Consider the following 17,025-nt stretch of genomic DNA (forward strand, 5'->3'; position numbering starts at 1 on the left):
AGGCGTGCCGTACCGGGCGATTGTCGTCGGAAGGGTCGATGGTATCAGCGCGCAGCACCGCGTCCAGCACCAAATTCACATATTGATATGCCGGAGTAAGGGCGTCGATTAAGGGTATACGAGCGATTTCACTAATCGTAATTGGTTTTACCATGCGTAAAACATCGCGACAGCGTGCCGCGCTCGCCGTCGTCGCCTGACCGCCGCATTTTTTCGCCGAGGATTTCGACCATGCCAACGTTCGAGACGCACACGGACGCGAATCAGCACTATCAATCCGGCTTCGCCAACGATTTCGCCACCGAGGCGCTGCCGGGCGCGCTGCCCGTCGGCCGTAATTCGCCTCAGCGCGTGGCCTACGGCCTGTATGCCGAACAGCTTTCGGGCACGGCGTTCACGGCGCCGCGCGCCCACAATCGCCGCTCGTGGCTCTATCGCATCCGGCCGGGTGCCGTGCACAAGCCGTTCACCCGTATTCCCGCCGACACGATGCGCGCGAAGCTCGTGGGCAATTTCGGCGCGGGTTCGCCCGATGTGCCGCCGACGCCGCCCAACCAGCTTCGCTGGGACCCGCTGCCGATGCCCGCCGCGCCGACCGATTTCATCGACGGATGGGTGACGATGGCGGGCAACGGCGCCGCCGAATCGATGACCGGCTGCGCGATTCATCTCTACGCCGCGAACCGGTCGATGCAGGACCGTTTCTTCTACAACAGCGACGGCGAGCTGCTGATCGTGCCGCAGCAAGGGCGCCTCGCGATTTCGACGGAGCTCGGCAAGCTCGACGTCGAGCCGTACGAGATCGCGGTGATTCCGCGCGGCGTGCGCTTCTCGGTTGCGCTGCCCGAAGGCGCGGCGCGCGGCTATATCTGCGAGAACTTCGGCGCGCTCTTTCAGTTGCCCGATCTCGGTCCGATCGGCTCGAACGGGCTCGCGAATCCGCGCGACTTTCTCACGCCGCAGGCGGCCTATGAAGACCGCGAGGGCAAGTTCGAGCTCGTCACGAAGATGAACGGCGTGCTGTGGCGCGCGGATATCGGTCATTCGCCGCTCGATGTCGTCGCGTGGCACGGCAACTACGCGCCGTACAAGTACGACTTGCGCCATTTCAACACGATCGGCTCGATCAGCTACGACCATCCCGATCCGTCGATCTTCCTCGTGCTGCAATCGCCGAGCGACACGCCGGGCGTCGATACGATCGACTTCGTGATCTTCCCGCCGCGCTGGCTCGCGGCCGAGGATACGTTCCGGCCGCCCTGGTTCCATCGCAATGTCGCGAGCGAGTTCATGGGCCTCGTGCATGGCGTCTACGACGCGAAGGCCGAAGGCTTCGTGCCGGGCGGTGCGAGCCTGCACAACTGCATGTCGGGACACGGGCCGGATGCCGGAACGTTCGAGAAGGCATCGAACAGCGATACCTCGAAGCCCGCGAAGGTCGACGCCACGATGGCTTTCATGTTCGAGACGCGCACCCTCATCAAGCCGACGCAGTTCGCGCTCGACACCGCGCAACTGCAGGCGAACTACTACGAGTGCTGGCAAGGCCTCACGAAACACTTCAATCCGGAGCAACGATGAACGACGCGCTGAAGGCCACACTTGCGCCTGCCCTGAAGAGCTGGATCGAATCCGCGAACGATCCCGCGAGCGACTTCCCGATCCAGAACCTGCCGTTCGGTATTTTCAGCGACGCGGTGAACGCGCAACCGCGCGCGGGCGTCGCGATCGGCGAGTGGATCGTCGATCTGGCCGCGCTCGAACGGGCGGGTCTCCTCGAAGCGCAAGGCACGTTCGACAAGCCCCGCCTGAACGACTTCATCGCGCTCGGACGTGAGACATGGCGCGACGTGCGCATTGCGCTCTGCGCCTTGCTCGCGCAGGGCGACGCGACACTGCGCGACGACGAATCGCTGCGCCGCCAGGCGCTCGTGCCGCGCGCCGGCGCGACGCTGCATCTGCCCGTGGAGATTCCCGGCTACACGGACTTCTATTCGTCGAAGGAGCACGCGACCAATGTCGGCTCGATGTTCCGCGATCCGAAGAACGCGCTGCTGCCGAACTGGTCGGAGATGCCGATCGGCTATAACGGGCGCGCGTCGTCGGTGGTCGTGAGCGGCACGCCGGTGCGCCGCCCGAACGGACAGATCAAGCTGCCGAATGAAGATCGCCCGGTCTACGGCGCGTGCCGCAAGCTGGATATCGAGCTGGAGACGGGCTTCATCATCGGACGCGGCAATACGCTCGGCGAGCCGATCGCGTGTGAGGACGCCGAGGCGCACATCTTCGGCATGGTGCTGCTGAACGACTGGAGTGCGCGCGATATTCAGCAATGGGAATACGTGCCGCTCGGCCCGTTCAATTCGAAGGGCTTCGCGACGACCATCTCGCCGTGGATCGTCACGCTCGATGCGCTCGAGCCGTTCCGCACCGCGACGCCGCGGCAGGAGCCGGCGCCGCTTGCCTATCTGCGTCATGAAGGCGATCACGCGTTCGACATCGAACTGGAAGTCACGCTGCGCGCTGAAGGCGCCCGCACGGCCACGACCATTTCGCGCACCAACTTCAGGCTGATGTACTGGTCGATGGCGCAGCAGCTCGCGCATCACACGGTCGGCGGCTGCAATACGCGCGTCGGCGATCTGATGGGTTCCGGCACGATCAGCGGACGCACGCCGGAGTCGTGCGGCAGTCTGCTCGAAAGCACGTGGAATGGCCAGCGGCCGCTGCAGCTGGAAGAGGGCGGCGAGCGCGTGTTCCTGCAGGACGGCGATGAAGTCATCTTGCGGGGATGGTGTCAGGGGGAGGGGTACCGGGTTGGCTTCGGCGCTTGTGCCGGGCAGGTTCTGGCGGCGCGTGGTTGACGAACGAGCGGCCGGGGTCAGAGGTGGCTTCGAGATTTCGGACGGTTCGTCGTTGAGATGGAACCGGAGGACATCATCGAGGCCCACGAAGTTCAAGTTGATTCGGATACCGTAGAGTTGCTTATTCGCTAGCTGGCGATCCACTGCACGCGTGCAGAGATAAGCTCGCGTAAAAATGACCCTGCGGTACGAAAAAGGTGGAGCAGTTCAAGCAGCCGGAGGCGCCGGAGCGGCCGCCCGTCGATCGACATGTACGACGTTCACTCCGATACCCGCGCGGACGACGCACGCCGCTCCCACCACGCCGCCACCAGAAACGCACCCGCCGCCACCGTCAACACGCCGATCAACGCATCCGCGCCGACGCGCTGCATCAGCGTCCCCGCAATCATCGGTCCGCCGAAACTCGCCACGCTCCACGACGCGCCGACGATCGCCGTCGCCGACACGAGCGTCGGGCCGCGGAAGCGCTCGCCGCACGCGACGATCGAGAGCGTGTAGATGCTGCCCGCCGCCGCGCCGATCACGAAGAGCAGCGGCCGGCAGATCCACGGGTGCGGCATCGCCCACGGCAGCAACGGCAACAGCAGCACTACGACCACGCCCGCGCCCGCATGCACCTTCGCGCGCCCGATGCGATCGGCGAGCCAGCCGATGGGAAATTGCATCGTCGTGTCGCCGAACAGGATGGCCGAGGCGAATAGCACGCCGACTTCCTCGTTGATGCCGTGCGACATGGCGAAGAGCGGCATCAGCGAGAGCGCGAGCGTGTCGAAAAGGGCGAAAAAGCCCGTGCCGATCACGAGCGCGGGCATGCGCGGCAGCACTTGCCGCCAGTCGCCATGTTCGCCGTCGCCGGATGCGAGCGTGTGCGGCGTGCCGCGTATCGACGCGAGCGCGGGCAACGCCAGCAGAAAGTTCGCGCCGCAGATCGCGAAGCGCATCGACGGCAGACCGCCGATCACGCTGACGAGCACCGGGCCCGTCATCTGGAAGAGCGTGAAGTTGGTCGCGTAGATCGCGACGACGCGCCCGCGCGTCGAATCGTCGGCGAGTTGCGTGACCCACGCCTCGCCGATCGTGAAGAGCAGCATCAGCGCGGCGCCGCACAGCAAGCGCAGCACGGCCCACAGCCAGAGATCGACGGTGAACTGCATCGCGATGGTGGAGAGCGCCGCGACGATCACCGTGCCCACGATCGTCTCGCGCGCACCGCACCGTGCGGCGACGCGGCTCGCGAACGGCGCGACGGCGAGACCGCCGCCCGCCTGCATCGCCGTCATCAGCCCGACGATGCCGGTGCCGTAGCCCGCCTGCGTGAGCGCGAGCGCGGTCAACGGCAGCGTCGCGCCCAGCCCGAGGCCGACGACCGCGACGCTCAGGATCAGCGCGAGAAAGTCACGCGAGAGAATGCCGTTCATGCAACGTACCGCGCGCCGGAAATCAGGCGGCTTGTCCGATCGAAAGACGGCGCCCGCGCTTGTCGAGCGTCGCCGACAGCAGCGTGAGGCCGAACGCGCTCACCGCCATCAGAATGCCGACCCACGGCAGCGACGTGAGCGGCGCGCCCGCGCTGATCACGCAGCCGCCGAGCCACGCGCCCGTCGCGTTGCCGAGATTGAACGCGCCCTGATTCAGCGTCGATGCGAGATTCGGCGCATCGCTCGCGCGATTCACGATCAGCATTTGCAGCGGCGGCACGATCGCAAACGCGAGCACGCCCCAGAAGAAGATCGTGATCATCGCCGGGATAGGCTCGTGCATGGTGCCGGCGAAGATCGTCAGGATCACGACGATCGACAAAAGGAACGTCAGCAGCGAGCGCAGCAGCTTCCAGTCCGCGAGCTTCCCGCCGAGCGTGCTGCCGACCGTGAGACCGAGGCCGAAAAGCAGCAGCACGTAGGTGACCGCGTGCGGCGAAAAGCCGGTTATGTCTTCGAGGATCGGCGTGATATACGTGAACACCGAGAACAAACTGGCCGACGCGAGCACGCTGATGCCGAGGACCATCAGCACTTGCGGGTTCTTGAGCACGTCGAATTCGCGCAGGATGCTGGTGTCGCGCATCTCGATGTGCTTGGGCAGGCACACGGCGAGCGCGCCCGCCGCGGCGACGCCGATCAGCGTGACAACCCAGAAGGTCGAGCGCCAGCCGGCAGCCTGGCCGAGCGCGGTGCCGAGCGGCACGCCGAGCACGTTGGCGAGCGTGAGTCCGGTGAACATCAGCGCGATGGCCTGCGCGCGGCGGTTCGGCGCGACGAGATCGGCGGCGACGACCGAGCCGATGCCGAAGAACGCGCCGTGGCAGAAAGCGGTGACGATGCGCGCGCCCATCAGCACCCAGTAGTTCGGCGCCAGCGCGCACAGCAGGTTGCCGACGATGAACACACCGATCAGGCTCATCAGCGCCTTCTTGCGCGGCATCTTTGCGGTGACCACCGCCAGAATCGGCGCGCCGACCGTGACGCCGAGCGCGTAGCCCGACACGAGCATGCCGGCCGCCGGAATCGACACCGCGAGATCGCGCGCGACGTTGGGCAACAGTCCCATGATGACGAATTCGGTCGTGCCGATGCCGAACGCGGCAATGGCGAGAGCGAAAAGAGGCAGAGGCATGGTGGAGGCGGACGAGGTGTCACGTCTGGGCGCATCGTCGGAGTGAGCGATGCAGGCGCCGAGGCGGAGTTGAAGGCTCGAATTGTACCGAAAGGTCATTTTCGATGCTGGTATAAACCCTGATACCGACCGGCCCGAGCCACGCCTCGTCTGAACGGATATTCTTCTGCACGCGCCGGCGGCGCACGGGTCTTTCGGATGCCACGCCGCCATGCGTCAGATGTTTCCGGTAACACGCGTGCGGCCGTGCAATCCTTGCGTGTCGCAGATGCCGGAGAGTGTTGGAAAAACGCTGCAACAAGAACGCATCAACTACCGAACACGAAGATGTCACTGTCAAAAATCTATATTCGCTTCGCACTCGCATCCACGTTGCTGCTCGGCGCGCTCGCGCATGCCCAGAGCGACGCCGCCGGCCCCATCGCCACGAAGGCGGGCGCGCTGCATTTCCTGCGCGACGAATCCGGCATGGCCGCGCTCATCGACACACAGGTGTTCGATCGCTTCGATGCCAAGCGCATTGCGCATTTCGATGAAACGTCCGGCGGAAGCGCCACGGTCACGCGCATGCTCGTGCAGTCCGACACCGGCCCGGTGCTCTACGATTTCCGCCGCAATCCGCCGCTCGTGCAGCGCGTGAGTCAGCGCATGACGGTCAGGCGCGTGTTCTGGCAGGGCGAGGAAGTGGTGATGCAGTCGAATCTCGGCTGGTACGGCTTCCAGCGTGGCAAGCTCACGAAGCTGCAATCGTCGACGACGACCTATCACTGAGCGGAAACACGCGCTCGCCGGCGATCACGTACAGCGCTTCGGCGCGCACTGCGCCGTTCACCTCGAAGCCGCCCGTGAACGCGCCGAACGCGGGCAGCACGCCCGCGCGCGGTCCGAAGCGAAAGCAGGGCAGGCGCACGCTGTCGACGCGCGTCGCGAGCCGGTATACAGGATGCTCGTGTCCGGCGAGCGCGTAAGCGCCATCGACCGTCTGCGGATGATGGCAAAGCGCCCACGGCCCGAGCACGTGCGGTTCCTTTACGACATCGACGCCGAACATGGCGGGCAGCGCGCCCGCATGTTTGTCGTGATTGCCTTCGACCAGCACGAGTTCCAGCTCGCGATGCTTCGCGCGCCACGCGGCCAGCGCGTCGAGCGTCTCATCGGCGTGGGATTCGCGGGCGTGCAGCAAATCGCCGAGAAAAACGATCGATTCCGGCCGATGCGCCGCGACGAGCGCATCGAGCCGCGCCAGACTTTCGCCGGTCGTGCCGACGGGCACCGGAATGCCGCGCGCGCGGAACACCGCGTCCTTGCCGAAATGCGCGTCCGCGATGAACAGCGTGTTCAAGAGCGGATCGAAGGCCGCGCGGTCTGCCGATAAAACGAGCGCGTGGCCGTCCAGGTCGATGGTCAGGGCTTCGACTGCCATTAAATTGAGCGTGGATTGATGTTCAGATGCCGGCGTCTGCCCGCAGGACCGGCGCCCCGCGAAGCGCTTCGCCGAGTACCTTGCTTACCGATGCGCCGCATTCCCGCGCGTGATGCGTCGATGAGAAAGAGGCGTCGCCTTCGGCCCGCACTTCATACGCGGGTCCGGTCTCGATGCGCGTGCCGGAGGGTTGCCGTTCACGGCGGCGAATCGCGTGATCGACACGTCGTCGACTTCCAGCCGCCAAGTGTAGCTGACCGGGCATCCGTTCACGGACGAGCTCCCCGCCGGCAGAATAGGGATGACATGGCCTGGCCGGAAATCAAACAGCGATTGCCTCAGCGAATTGGCCGACCTGCTCAACGTGATGTCGATGAGTTGTGCCGGAACGGGCTTCAGCGCGTTCTGCATCGCCGTGCTCATTGCACTCCCTCTTTCGACGAAGTTCGAATTCGCCCCGCCGCCAGCACGAAAAGCATCAGGGACGCAGCGCCGCCTTCTCCAGATCCGCGAGCATGCGCTCGACGCGATCCGACAGCTTCTCCGTGCTCACCTTCTCGCGCAGCCGCGCGACGATCAGCGGGAACGCGAAAGGCGTCGGCTTCTTCGGACGCGTGAGCACGAGGCGGCTCGCGCTCATGCGCTGCAACGCGGCGCGGATGCGGCCCAGCTCGAGCTCCTGCAGCATCACTTCCTGATCCGCCTGCGCGAGCAGCAGATTCTCGCTGTCGTGCTTGCGGAAGACTTCGTAGAACAGTCCGCTCGACGCCTGCAACTGCCGCGCGCTTTTTTGCTGCCCCGGATGGCCTTGATAAATCAGCCCCGACACGCGCGCTATCTCGCGAAAACGCCGCGCCGACAGTTCGGAGGCGTTGAGACTCGCCAGGATGTCGTGCTCCAGATTCTGCGGCGAAAAGAGGCCTTGCGCGATGAGCGTTTCCCAGTCGAACGGCCGCGCCGACAGCAACTCGAAGCCGTAGTCGTTCATCGAAATGGAGAACGTGCCGGGCTGGTCGCGTGACGCCCGCCAGCCGAACAGCGATCCCAGACCGATATGCGCCATGCGGCCCGCGAACGGATAGCAGAAGAAGTGATGACCTTCGCGCGAGCGCACCAGTTCGACGACGAGCACGCCCGGCCCCGGCAGCGCGGACCACTTCGCCTGCAGGTCGAGCAGCGGCTTGACTGCGCGCATTTCGGGCTCGTCGTAGATGCCGTCGCTGGCGCGCGCGAGCATCACGAGCGCGGCGTCCGCGAGTTCGGACGAGAGCGGCATTTTGCTGCCGGCCCATTGCGGCATCGCGCCGCGCGACGAGCTCGCGCGTTTCACATAGGCGGTCATGTCGCGCACGCGCACGAGTTCGAGCGCGCGTCCGCCGAAGGTGAAGACGTCGCCGGGCTTCAGGCGCGAGATGAACGATTCCTCCATCGCGCCGATGCGCCCGCCCGTCATATACGCCACGTTGATGGTTGCGTTTGCAACGATCGTTCCGACGTTGTTGCGATGCCGGCGCACGAGATCCTCGCGCGGCACGCGATAGACGCCGTCATCGCCCTTCACGACGCGATGAAAGTCCGGATACGCCTTGAGCGACGTGCCGCCGCGCTCCACGAACGCGAGCGCCCAGTCGAACTCGTGCGCCTTCAGATCGCGATACGCATACGCGGTGCGGACTTCGTCGAGCATGTCGGCGGGCGTGAAGCCGCCGCCGATCGCCACCGTCACGAGATGCTGCACCAGCACGTCGAGCGGCTTCAACGGCATGTCGCGGCCTTCGATGCGATGCTCCTGAATCGCCCAGCGCGCCGCCGCTGCTTCGACGAGTTCGAGCGCATGCGTCGGCACGATCGTCACGCGCGAGACGCGGCCCGGCGCGTGGCCGGAGCGCCCCGCGCGCTGCATGAGCCGCGCGACGCCCTTCGGCGAGCCGATCTGGAACACGCGATCGACCGGCAGAAAATCGACGCCCAGATCGAGGCTCGACGTGCACACGACCGCCTTCAGTTGCCCGTTCTTCAGGCCGAGTTCCACCCAATCGCGCACCTCCTTGTCGAGCGAGCCGTGATGCAGCGCGAGCAGGCCCGCCCACTCCGGCCGCAGGTCGAGCAGCGCGCGATACCAGATCTCCGATTGCGAGCGCGTGTTGGTGAATACGAGCGAGCTCTGCGCGTGATCGATTTCATCGGCGACGGGGCGGACCTGCCGCACGCCGAGATGCCCGCCCCACGGAAAGCGCTCGATCGTCTCCGGTATCAGCGTATCGACGACGAGCGTCTTCGGCTGCGCGCCGCGCACGACGACGCGCGGCGTTTTCACGGGATGCAGCAACGCATCGTGCGCGAGCGCGAGGTTGCCGAGCGTGGCGGACAGGCCCCAGATCTGCAATTCCGGCCGCCAGCGCGCGAGCCGCGCGATCGCGAGTTGCGTCTGCGTGCCGCGTTTGTTGCCGAGCAACTCGTGCCATTCATCGACGACGATCATGCGCAGGTGCTTCAGTTCCTCCTGCGCATTGGCGCGCGTGAGCATCAGCGTGAGGCTTTCGGGCGTCGTCACGAGCGCGGAGGGCATGCGGCGATTCTGGCGCGCGCGTTCCGTCGACGACGTGTCGCCGGTGCGCAGGCCGACCGTCCACGGCACGGACAGCGCGCTCACCGCGCTTTGCAGCGCGCGGGCGCTGTCGGCGGCGAGCGCGCGCATCGGCGTGATCCAGAGGACGGTCAGCGGCGCGGGCAATGCGTTCGGCTTCGGCGGCGCGTGGGCATACGCGGCGAGCGCGCCGAGCCACACGGCCCAGGTCTTGCCCGCGCCGGTCGTCGCATGCAGCAGGCCGCTCGCGCCGCGCGCGATCTCGCGCCACGCTTCGCGCTGGAACTCGAACGGCTGCCAGCCGCGGTCGTCGAACCAATGCGCGATGCGCTCGTCGATCGGCCTGACGGCTTCGTTCTCGTCGTAGGCGAAAGGCGCGGGCGTGAAAATCTCGGCTGCCGCGTCGAGCTTCGCCTGCGCCGCACGCGTGCGCGGCACGCGGCGGGGACGCGGCGCGCTCATGCCGTCGCCTCGTTCAGGAAGCCCTTCAGCATGTCGAGCGTATCGGCGTCTTCGATCTTCTTGTCGGTGCGCCAGCGCAACATGCGCGGAAAGCGCACGGCGATGCCCGATTTGTGGCGCGGGCTCGCCTGTATTCCTTCGAAGCCGATCTCGAAGACGAGCGTCGGCGTGACGCTGCGCACCGGCCCGAATTTCTCGATTGTCGTCTTGCGCACGATCGCATCGACCTGGCGCATTTCTTCGTCGGTCAGCCCGGAATAGGCCTTCGCGAAGGGCACGAGCGTGCGCACGCCATCGGCTTCGTCCCACACGGCGAAGGTGAAATCCGTGTAGAGACTCGCGCGCCGTCCGTGGCCGCGCTGCGCGTAGAGCAGCACGGCATCGATCGAATACGGATCGATCTTCCACTTCCACCACGTGCCCGACGCCTTCGTGCGCCCGACGCCGTACATCGACGCGCGTTCCTTCAGCATCAATCCTTCTACGCCGCGCGCGCGGCTCTCGTCGCGCAATGCGGCAAGCGCGGGCCAGTCCGATGCGACCACCGTCGGCGATACGCGCAGCAAGTCGACCGCGAGCGATGTGGAGAGCGAGTGAGCGAGCGCATCCAGACGAGTGCGCCGTTCGTGCAGGGTCTCCATGCGCAGATCCCGGCCATCGGTCTCGAGGAGATCGTAGGCGAGCAGCGCGGCGGGTGAATCGGCGAGCACCTTTTTGGTGAGCGACTTGCGCGTGATGCGCGGTTGCAGGCGCGCAAAGGGCAGTGGCGCGTTCGCGCCCGGCTCCCACGCGAGAATCTCGCCGTCGATCACGGTGCCGTCGGGCAGCGCCGCACCGAGCGACGCGAGCTCGGGAAAACGCTCCGTGACGAGATCCTCGCCGCGCGACCAGATCCACACGCGGCCCGCGCGCTTCACGAGCTGCGCGCGTATACCGTCCCATTTCCATTCGACGATCCAGTCGTTGGGCGAACCGAGCGTCGCCGGGTCCGCCTGCAAAGGATGCGCGAGGAAGAACGGATAGGGCAGGCCGATATCGCTTTCGTGCGGCGTGTCGACGTCGTCGCCTTCGGCGGCCGGCGCGATCAGCCGCAGATAGCGGGCCGCGCCCGGCGCCTGCCGGGAATCGGTCCAGCCGACCATGCGTTGCGCGATGCGCTTGTGATCGACACCCGCGACCTGCGCGAGCGCGCGCACGACGAGCTGCCGCGCGACGCCCACACGAAAGCCGCCGCCGATCAGCTTCGTCAGCAGAAAGCGCTCGCTCCAGTTCAGCTCGTCCCAGTAGCTCAGAAGCCGTTCGCGCAGCTCCGGCGGATTCGCGCCGCGCAAGGTCAGCACGCGTTCCTCGATCCACTGCGCGAGCCCGAGCGACGATTCGCCCGAGGCGGGCGGCAGCACGTGCGCGATCGTTTCCGCGAGATCACCGACCGCCTGATAGGACTCCTCGAAAAGCCACTCCGGCAAGCCCGCGCGTTCGCGCGCGAACTCGGTGAGAAGGCGCGTCGGCACCGACTGGCGCGGCTTGCCGCCCGCGAGAAAGTACGACGCCCACGCCGCGTCTTCCGGCTCCGCGCCCGAGAAATACGCAATCAGCGCTTCGAGCTTTTCGTTGGTCGATGTCGTCGCGTCGAGCGCGGCGTAGAGCGTCGCGAAGCGCTTCATGAGGCGGCGCTCTCGGGCTCTGCCGTATCGGCTTCGATGGCATCGTCGCCGTATTCGGTCTTGAAGGCGCCCGCGTCCAGCCCTTGTTCGCAGAGCCAGCGCACCATCGGCTCGATCTGGCCATGCGTGACGATCACGCGTTGCGCGCCCGTCGCGCCGATCGCGAGTTGCAGGCCGGGCCAGTCGGCGTGATCCGAGAGCACGAAGCCGCGATCGACGCCCTTGCGCCGCCGCGTGCCGCGCAGGCGCATCCAGCCGGATGCGAAGGCATCGCTGTAATCGCCGAAGCGGCGCATCCACGTGCTGCCTTGCGCGGACGGCGGCGCGACGATCAGCGCGCCCTTGAAGGCAGCCTTGTCCTTCGCGGCGATTTCGCTGACGAGGCGCGTCTGCGGCAGCGCGACGCCCGCTTGCGCGTATGCGCGATTGAGCGGCTCGACCGCGCCGTGGCAGAAGATCGGGCCGATGGCCGCATCGACGCCCGCGAGCACGCGCTGCGCCTTGCCGAACGAATAGCAGAAGAGCACCGATGCGCGCCCTTGTGCCGCGTTGTGCCGCCACCATGAATCGATGCCGTCGAAGATCTCGTGCGCGCTGTCCCATCGGTAAATGGGCAGGCCGAACGTCGATTCGGTGATGAACGTATCGCAGCGCACGGGCTCGAAAGGCGCGCAGGTCGGATCGGGCTCGACCTTGTAGTCGCCGGACGCAACCCACACGCGCCCCTTGTATTCGACGCGCACCTGCGCCGAGCCGAGCACGTGCCCCGCGGGATGCAGCGACACGCGCACACCGTTCACGACGACCGCTTCGCCATAGGCGAGCCCTTGCACGTCGATGCCCGGCAGCCTCGACAACAACACGCCGACGCCCGGTTGCGCAGCCAGATAATGCGCATGGCCGAAGCGCGCGTGATCGGCGTGCGCATGCGTGATGACCGCGCGTTCGACAGGCCGCCAAGGGTCGATATGGAAGTTGCCCGGCACACAGAAGAGACCTTCGGGCCGCGCGACGATGAGATCGGAAGAAGTGTTCACTGATCGTTGAGGGATGCGTGCCGACAGCCGCTTGCCGCGCGTGTTGTCAGGCTACGTGGATGTGTTCGATTCTGGCAACAAAAGCACGCCACGTGCCCGTCATGCCGCTTTCATGAATCGCGTCTAGGGTGTAAAAGTTTATTTGGCTCGCGCGGCATGTTTAGTGGCTTGCGCTCGGGCCGCATGCCAGCGAAACACGCGCGCACGGGGCGCGCGCGCCGCGGTCTCCTTCATATGCCGAACATGGACACGATGGTTGCGCCGACCGCCGCAGAAGCGGTCTGGATCGTCAGGCTCCAGGGCCATCCGCAGTACGACTTCGTGCGCCTGAAACGGGTGTTCAACGACTTCGGCTCGCGCCATCAGGTCGTGCTCGTCGACGTCCGAAGACTCCTCGAGTGCGCCGATCGCGACGACACCGATTACGTGCTCAAGGCCGTCGATGACTGGCACGCGGGCAAGGTGCGCGGCATCCGCGAGTTCCTGGACCCGGACAATCCGCGCGTACCCGAAATGCCCTACGTTACTATCAGCGTGCGCCGCTCGCCGGGCTTGCTCGGACTGCTGGGCGTGCATCGGGAAGGGGTCGTTGCGTTTCGCAACGGGCAGCATCGCGCGCGCTATCTCGCTCACGCCGGCGCCTTGTGCATGCCGGTGGAGGTGCACGAGCGCGAGGCGGCATTGCTGCGCGAGATGTGCGCGGCGCCGGATGCGTCAAGTGCGGAGTACGGGGAGACTTGAGCGCTGCGCGAACCGGGCGATGATGTTCGGTTCGCGGCGCCAATGGGCGGACGGCTCAGACGCCATCCGGCCCTTTTGTTCGAGAGGTCTTCAGTTCGCGGTCGCCGAGGCGCCCCGCATCGTTTGCAAGGGCATGACCGACTGCATTGGCGGGCGCAGGGTCTCCTCGGAACGCATGCCTCTGGCGGCGAATTCCCGGCCCAGATAGTCGAGCGCGTAGTCGATGAAAAAGCGCGTTTTCGCCGGCAGATACTGCCTTCCCGGATACACGATCGATATCTTCATGTCGGGGTCGTCGATCGAATAGCCGTCCAGCAGGCGAACGAGCGTGCCTTCTTCGAGATCCGCGCGCACGATGCCTTCGGGAAGGATCGAGAAGCCCATGCTCTTGAGCGTGGCGAGACGCACCATCAGCCCATTGTTGACCGTGTACACGGGCGCGAGCGTGATCTGATCCGCGTCGCCGAGACGATGCCGGAAGTGCCACGTCTGGCTGCGCATCTCGTTCGGCAGTCCCACGGACGGCAGTGCATGCAAGTCGGTGGGCGAGGTGGGCATGCCATGCTCGGCGACGAATGCCGGCGTCGCGACCGGCACGAGCGAGTTGGTGCCGACGGGCCGCTCGATGAGCGCCGTGCTCGACACCATGAAAGCCGTGACAATGCCGACGTCGTATCCGTCCTCGACAAGATCGACGTGCCGCTCGGCGAGAGTCAGGCGCACATTGACCTTGGGATAGACCTTTCGAAAGCCGTCGATGAGCGGCGTGAGCGTGAGCAGCGAGAGCGCGCTAGAGGCGACGACGCGCAGCGTGCCGCTCGGCTCGCCCTCCGTGTGGGTGACGGTCGATTCCAGATGGTCCAGTTCTTCGAGCAACGCGCGGCAGCCTTCCAGGTAACGTGTGCCGGCTTCGGTGAGGGAAAGATTGCGGGTCGTGCGGTTAATTAGGCGGGTCCTCAAATGCGCTTCGAGCATGGCAATAGCCCGAGTGACCAGCGCGTTCGAGACGTCTAGTTGTTGCGCGGCGCGGCGAAAACTTTCTGTGTCCGCCACGCGCACGAAGACGCGCATTGCATGAATCTGGTTCATCGTGAGTGCCTCGCGGTTGTACTACGTGGAGCCGGATCTACGCGCATATCACATGCGCGTGTCCAGCGATTGACGGCCTATGAATCTGATAATATTGACAGGCAGACAAGATTGCAATATTAATCAGAAAGTTTTGCAGGGAAAAGAGATTTTTTTACGAGCGGCCGACTTAGTTTTGGGAAGCGGTTATCGAACCCGGGGCGTCGTTCTTTAATCTGGAACGATCCTTTCCAGAGCCGTTATATATAAGGCTTTTCGGCAGATCGGATTCACTTTTCGCAGAATTTTTTATGATATATGTGGTGTTTTCTTAAATCATCGAATTTCCTGCTGGCACAACTGCGAACGGGGGATTGATATATCAGAAAGCCCCGTTGAAAGATTTTGGTTATTGATTTTGTATTTTGATAAAGAGTCTTACTGAAAGATTACACCGAAAGCCTATTCGATTCACTTAACGAGAAGTGCGCCATTCTGATCAAAAAATATTGAAGCTGCCGTGATATGGAACCCGCTTGCCGCACAATTTTTCTGTTTTGAAGTCTCGCAATCGGCTATCTCATCGGCTTCGTGAAGTTGGGCCATTCAACTCGCGGCGTCTGCGGCATGCTCAGCGTTGCGTCGATTTCTCGGTCAAACCGGCGCGTGTTATTCGCGAATCTCAAGAACATCGTATTTGCGCTATTCATTTTTACGCCCGGTTTCACGGGCGGCCTGCGGTTCTTCGCGAACATCGGGCGCGGCTGTCGATTACGACGCGCGCCGTTGATCGTCGACATCGTCGTCGTGGTCGCGCTCGTGCTGGGCGCTGTCATTGTCCTGAAGCTGGATGCGGGCCTGCTCGCGGGCGGCGCAACGGAGTCCGCCGCGATCGGCACGGCACCGGAGGCCATCAACCGGCCTGCCTGCCGCCGACACCGCGCGGCTGCAGGTGACTATGCTGCGCGACGAAGCGCGGCGCGTGTGGCCCAGGCTCGGCGAGCGGCGGCCGCGCGTTCAGAGTGACGGCCGCGGCGGTTTCCATCGGCGAACTGGAGAAGCGCGTCGAGGACAATTCCAGCGTGCGCCGCCTGCGGCGTGACCGCTCGCTCATCGCGCTCCAGCCGCTCGTGTCGGACTCGTGTGACATGACGGGCGTGCTCCTTGCGCCATAATCGGCAGACACACAAGGAGGCTTTTTCATGGCTCAATCCAGTCCGTCGACAGTCACGCTTCCAACGGGCGAAGCGATCCCGAAGCTCGGTCAGGGCACCTGGGAAATGGGCGAGCGCGCGAACGCGCGCAAGAGCGAGATCGCCGCGCTGCGCGAAGGCGTCGAACTCGGCATGACGCTCATCGATACCGCCGAAATGTACGGCGACGGCGAAAGCGAGAAGCTCGTCGCGGAGGCGCTCGGCGACCGGCGCGACGAGCTGTTCATCGTCAGCAAGGTATATCCGCATAACGGCAGCGAGCGCGGCGTGCAGGTCGCATGTGAACGCAGCCTGAAGCGTCTGAAGACCGATCGCATCGATCTGTATCTGTTGCACTGGCGCGGCGGCGAGGATCTGGAAGGCGTGGTCGCAGGCTTCGAGAAACTGAAGCGCGACGGCAAGATTCGGCATTGGGGCGTGAGCAACTTCGACACCGACGACCTCGAAGAGCTCTTTTCGATCGACGACGGCGACGCCTGCGCAACCGATCAGATCCTGTACAACGTCGCGCGGCGCGGGCCGGAATTCGACCTGCTGCCGTGGCTGCGCGAGCGCCGCATGCCCGCGATGGCATATAGCCCGGTCGATCACGCGCGCCTGCCGCGTGGCGGCGCGCTCGAAAATATCGCGGCGGCGCGCGGCGTGTCGGCGTTTCAGGTCGCGCTCGCGTGGGTGCTGCAACAGCCGCAGGTGTTTGCGATTCCAAAGGCGGCGGACCTCGCGCACGTCCGGGAGAATCGCGCCGCGCTCGACCTTCATTTGTCCGCCGACGAACTCGCCGACATCGATCAGCAGTTCAAGCCGCCGAAGTCGAAGCGCTCGCTGGAAATGCTCTGATGCCGCGCGCGATCAGGTGCACGCATGATGCGCGTGCACCGAGCCGAGCACGGCGACTTCGGCGGGCGTTCGCCGGAGATCCGCTTCGTTGACCTGCTTCGCGTCCGAGATGAAGTCATCGACGATCGACGACACCGTCGTATCCGTCAGGCACAGCGAGATGCGCTGCGTCTCGCTGACCGGCAGCGAAGCGCGCTGCGACAGGAACAGCACGCCATATTGATAACCGCGCACGATGCCGCGCACCGCGCCCACGCATTGGCCCTGCGCCGTGTTGTCGGCTTTCGCGGCGCACTGCTGAACGAGCGCGTAGGCGGAGAAGCTCGGATCGGCGGCGCCGGGTGTCGGTGCCTGCGGCGCGGTCTGCGCCTGTGCGGCCATCGCGACGCCGAAGGTGAGCGCACAGAGCGCGGCGGAAAGGGCGGGTTTCATCGGTTGAATCCTCGTTATCGTTGAACATCGAACCGATGAGAGACGCGCGAAGCCGCTTTGGTTCCGACGAATGAGCGCTT

At 65.2% G+C, this 17,025-nt stretch carries 16 protein-coding genes; 7 read left to right on the top strand and 9 right to left on the bottom strand.

Going from position 1 to position 17,025, the window contains the following annotated elements; all coding sequences use genetic code 11:
- The first annotated feature begins 231 nt into the window (after positions 1–231).
- Together hmgA and fahA are read left to right on the top strand one after the other, a co-directional pair.
- A complete protein-coding gene (gene hmgA, locus NCS58_RS03575) occupies positions 232–1,581 on the top strand; it encodes a homogentisate 1,2-dioxygenase (protein WP_061117663.1) in 1,350 nt (449 codons plus the stop codon).
- Positions 1,578–2,864 carry a fumarylacetoacetase gene (gene fahA / locus NCS58_RS03580; protein WP_250537866.1) on the top strand — a complete coding sequence of 429 codons (1,287 nt, stop codon included), beginning with the start codon at positions 1,578–1,580 and terminating at the stop codon, positions 2,862–2,864. Before hmgA ends, fahA begins: the two co-directional genes overlap by 4 nt.
- A gap of 260 nt (positions 2,865–3,124) precedes the next feature.
- Here fahA and NCS58_RS03585 read toward each other — a convergent pair whose 3' ends face one another.
- The gene (locus NCS58_RS03585) at positions 3,125–4,285 is read right to left on the bottom strand and encodes an MFS transporter (RefSeq protein WP_250537867.1); all 1,161 of its coding nucleotides are present in this window, start codon (positions 4,283–4,285) and stop codon (positions 3,125–3,127) included.
- Between the two features lie 22 nt (positions 4,286–4,307).
- The gene (locus NCS58_RS03590) at positions 4,308–5,480 is read right to left on the bottom strand and encodes an MFS transporter (protein ID WP_250537868.1); all 1,173 of its coding nucleotides are present in this window, start codon (positions 5,478–5,480) and stop codon (positions 4,308–4,310) included.
- Between the two features lie 327 nt (positions 5,481–5,807).
- Between NCS58_RS03590 and NCS58_RS03595 the strand changes: the two genes are divergently transcribed.
- Positions 5,808–6,251, top strand: a complete 444-nt coding sequence (locus NCS58_RS03595; RefSeq protein ID WP_061117656.1) for a hypothetical protein — start codon at positions 5,808–5,810, stop codon at positions 6,249–6,251.
- Here the strand turns inward: NCS58_RS03595 and pdeM are convergent.
- The 5 genes from pdeM to NCS58_RS03620 form a co-directional block, all read right to left on the bottom strand.
- Positions 6,214–6,903: a ligase-associated DNA damage response endonuclease PdeM gene (gene pdeM, locus NCS58_RS03600; protein ID WP_061117655.1), complete on the bottom strand. Its 690-nt coding sequence runs from the start codon at positions 6,901–6,903 to the stop codon at positions 6,214–6,216. The genes NCS58_RS03595 and pdeM overlap by 38 nt on opposite strands.
- An 84-nt stretch (positions 6,904–6,987) precedes the next feature.
- Positions 6,988–7,326: a hypothetical protein gene (locus NCS58_RS03605; protein WP_250537870.1), complete on the bottom strand. Its 339-nt coding sequence runs from the start codon at positions 7,324–7,326 to the stop codon at positions 6,988–6,990.
- 55 nt (positions 7,327–7,381) lie between these two features.
- Positions 7,382–9,952, bottom strand: coding sequence for a ligase-associated DNA damage response DEXH box helicase (locus NCS58_RS03610; protein WP_250537871.1), 2,571 nt, complete (start codon positions 9,950–9,952; stop codon positions 7,382–7,384).
- A complete protein-coding gene (locus NCS58_RS03615; RefSeq protein ID WP_250537872.1) occupies positions 9,949–11,616 on the bottom strand; it encodes an ATP-dependent DNA ligase in 1,668 nt (555 codons plus the stop codon). Before NCS58_RS03615 ends, NCS58_RS03610 begins: the two co-directional genes overlap by 4 nt.
- The gene (locus NCS58_RS03620) at positions 11,613–12,653 is read right to left on the bottom strand and encodes a ligase-associated DNA damage response exonuclease (protein ID WP_061117651.1); all 1,041 of its coding nucleotides are present in this window, start codon (positions 12,651–12,653) and stop codon (positions 11,613–11,615) included. The genes NCS58_RS03615 and NCS58_RS03620 overlap by 4 nt, the downstream gene beginning before the upstream one ends.
- A 234-nt stretch (positions 12,654–12,887) precedes the next feature.
- Here NCS58_RS03620 and NCS58_RS03625 point away from each other — a divergent pair, with 234 nt between their 5' ends.
- Positions 12,888–13,394 (top strand): plasmid fertility inhibition factor family protein, encoded by a 507-nt coding sequence (locus NCS58_RS03625; RefSeq protein ID WP_086960950.1) that lies wholly within the window; start codon positions 12,888–12,890, stop codon positions 13,392–13,394.
- A 90-nt stretch (positions 13,395–13,484) separates the two neighbouring features.
- On the opposite strand, the gene NCS58_RS03630 is transcribed toward NCS58_RS03625, so the two are convergent.
- Entirely contained in the window at positions 13,485–14,483 is a 999-nt protein-coding gene (locus NCS58_RS03630; RefSeq protein ID WP_061117650.1) for a LysR family transcriptional regulator, read from the bottom strand.
- Between the two features lie 570 nt (positions 14,484–15,053).
- On the opposite strand from NCS58_RS03630, the gene NCS58_RS03635 reads away from it, so the two are divergent.
- Genes NCS58_RS03635 through NCS58_RS03645 form a run of 3 tightly spaced genes read left to right on the top strand, consistent with a single transcriptional unit; the run spans position 15,054 to position 16,513 of the window.
- The gene (locus NCS58_RS03635; RefSeq protein WP_311766295.1) at positions 15,054–15,488 is read left to right on the top strand and encodes a hypothetical protein; all 435 of its coding nucleotides are present in this window, start codon (positions 15,054–15,056) and stop codon (positions 15,486–15,488) included.
- A complete protein-coding gene (locus NCS58_RS03640) occupies positions 15,485–15,637 on the top strand; it encodes a hypothetical protein (protein ID WP_250489877.1) in 153 nt (50 codons plus the stop codon). The genes NCS58_RS03635 and NCS58_RS03640 overlap by 4 nt, the downstream gene beginning before the upstream one ends.
- Positions 15,638–15,664: 27 nt before the next feature.
- Complete coding sequence (locus NCS58_RS03645; RefSeq protein ID WP_250537875.1) at positions 15,665–16,513, top strand: aldo/keto reductase; 849 nt, start codon at positions 15,665–15,667, stop codon at positions 16,511–16,513.
- Between the two features lie 12 nt (positions 16,514–16,525).
- On the opposite strand, the gene NCS58_RS03650 is transcribed toward NCS58_RS03645, so the two are convergent.
- Positions 16,526–16,945: a hypothetical protein gene (locus tag NCS58_RS03650; protein ID WP_061117647.1), complete on the bottom strand. Its 420-nt coding sequence runs from the start codon at positions 16,943–16,945 to the stop codon at positions 16,526–16,528.
- Positions 16,946–17,025 lie beyond the last annotated feature (80 nt).

The sequence above is a fragment of the Caballeronia sp. INML3B genome (genome assembly GCF_023631305.1).
GTDB classification, from domain to species: domain Bacteria; phylum Pseudomonadota; class Gammaproteobacteria; order Burkholderiales; family Burkholderiaceae; genus Caballeronia; species Caballeronia turbans.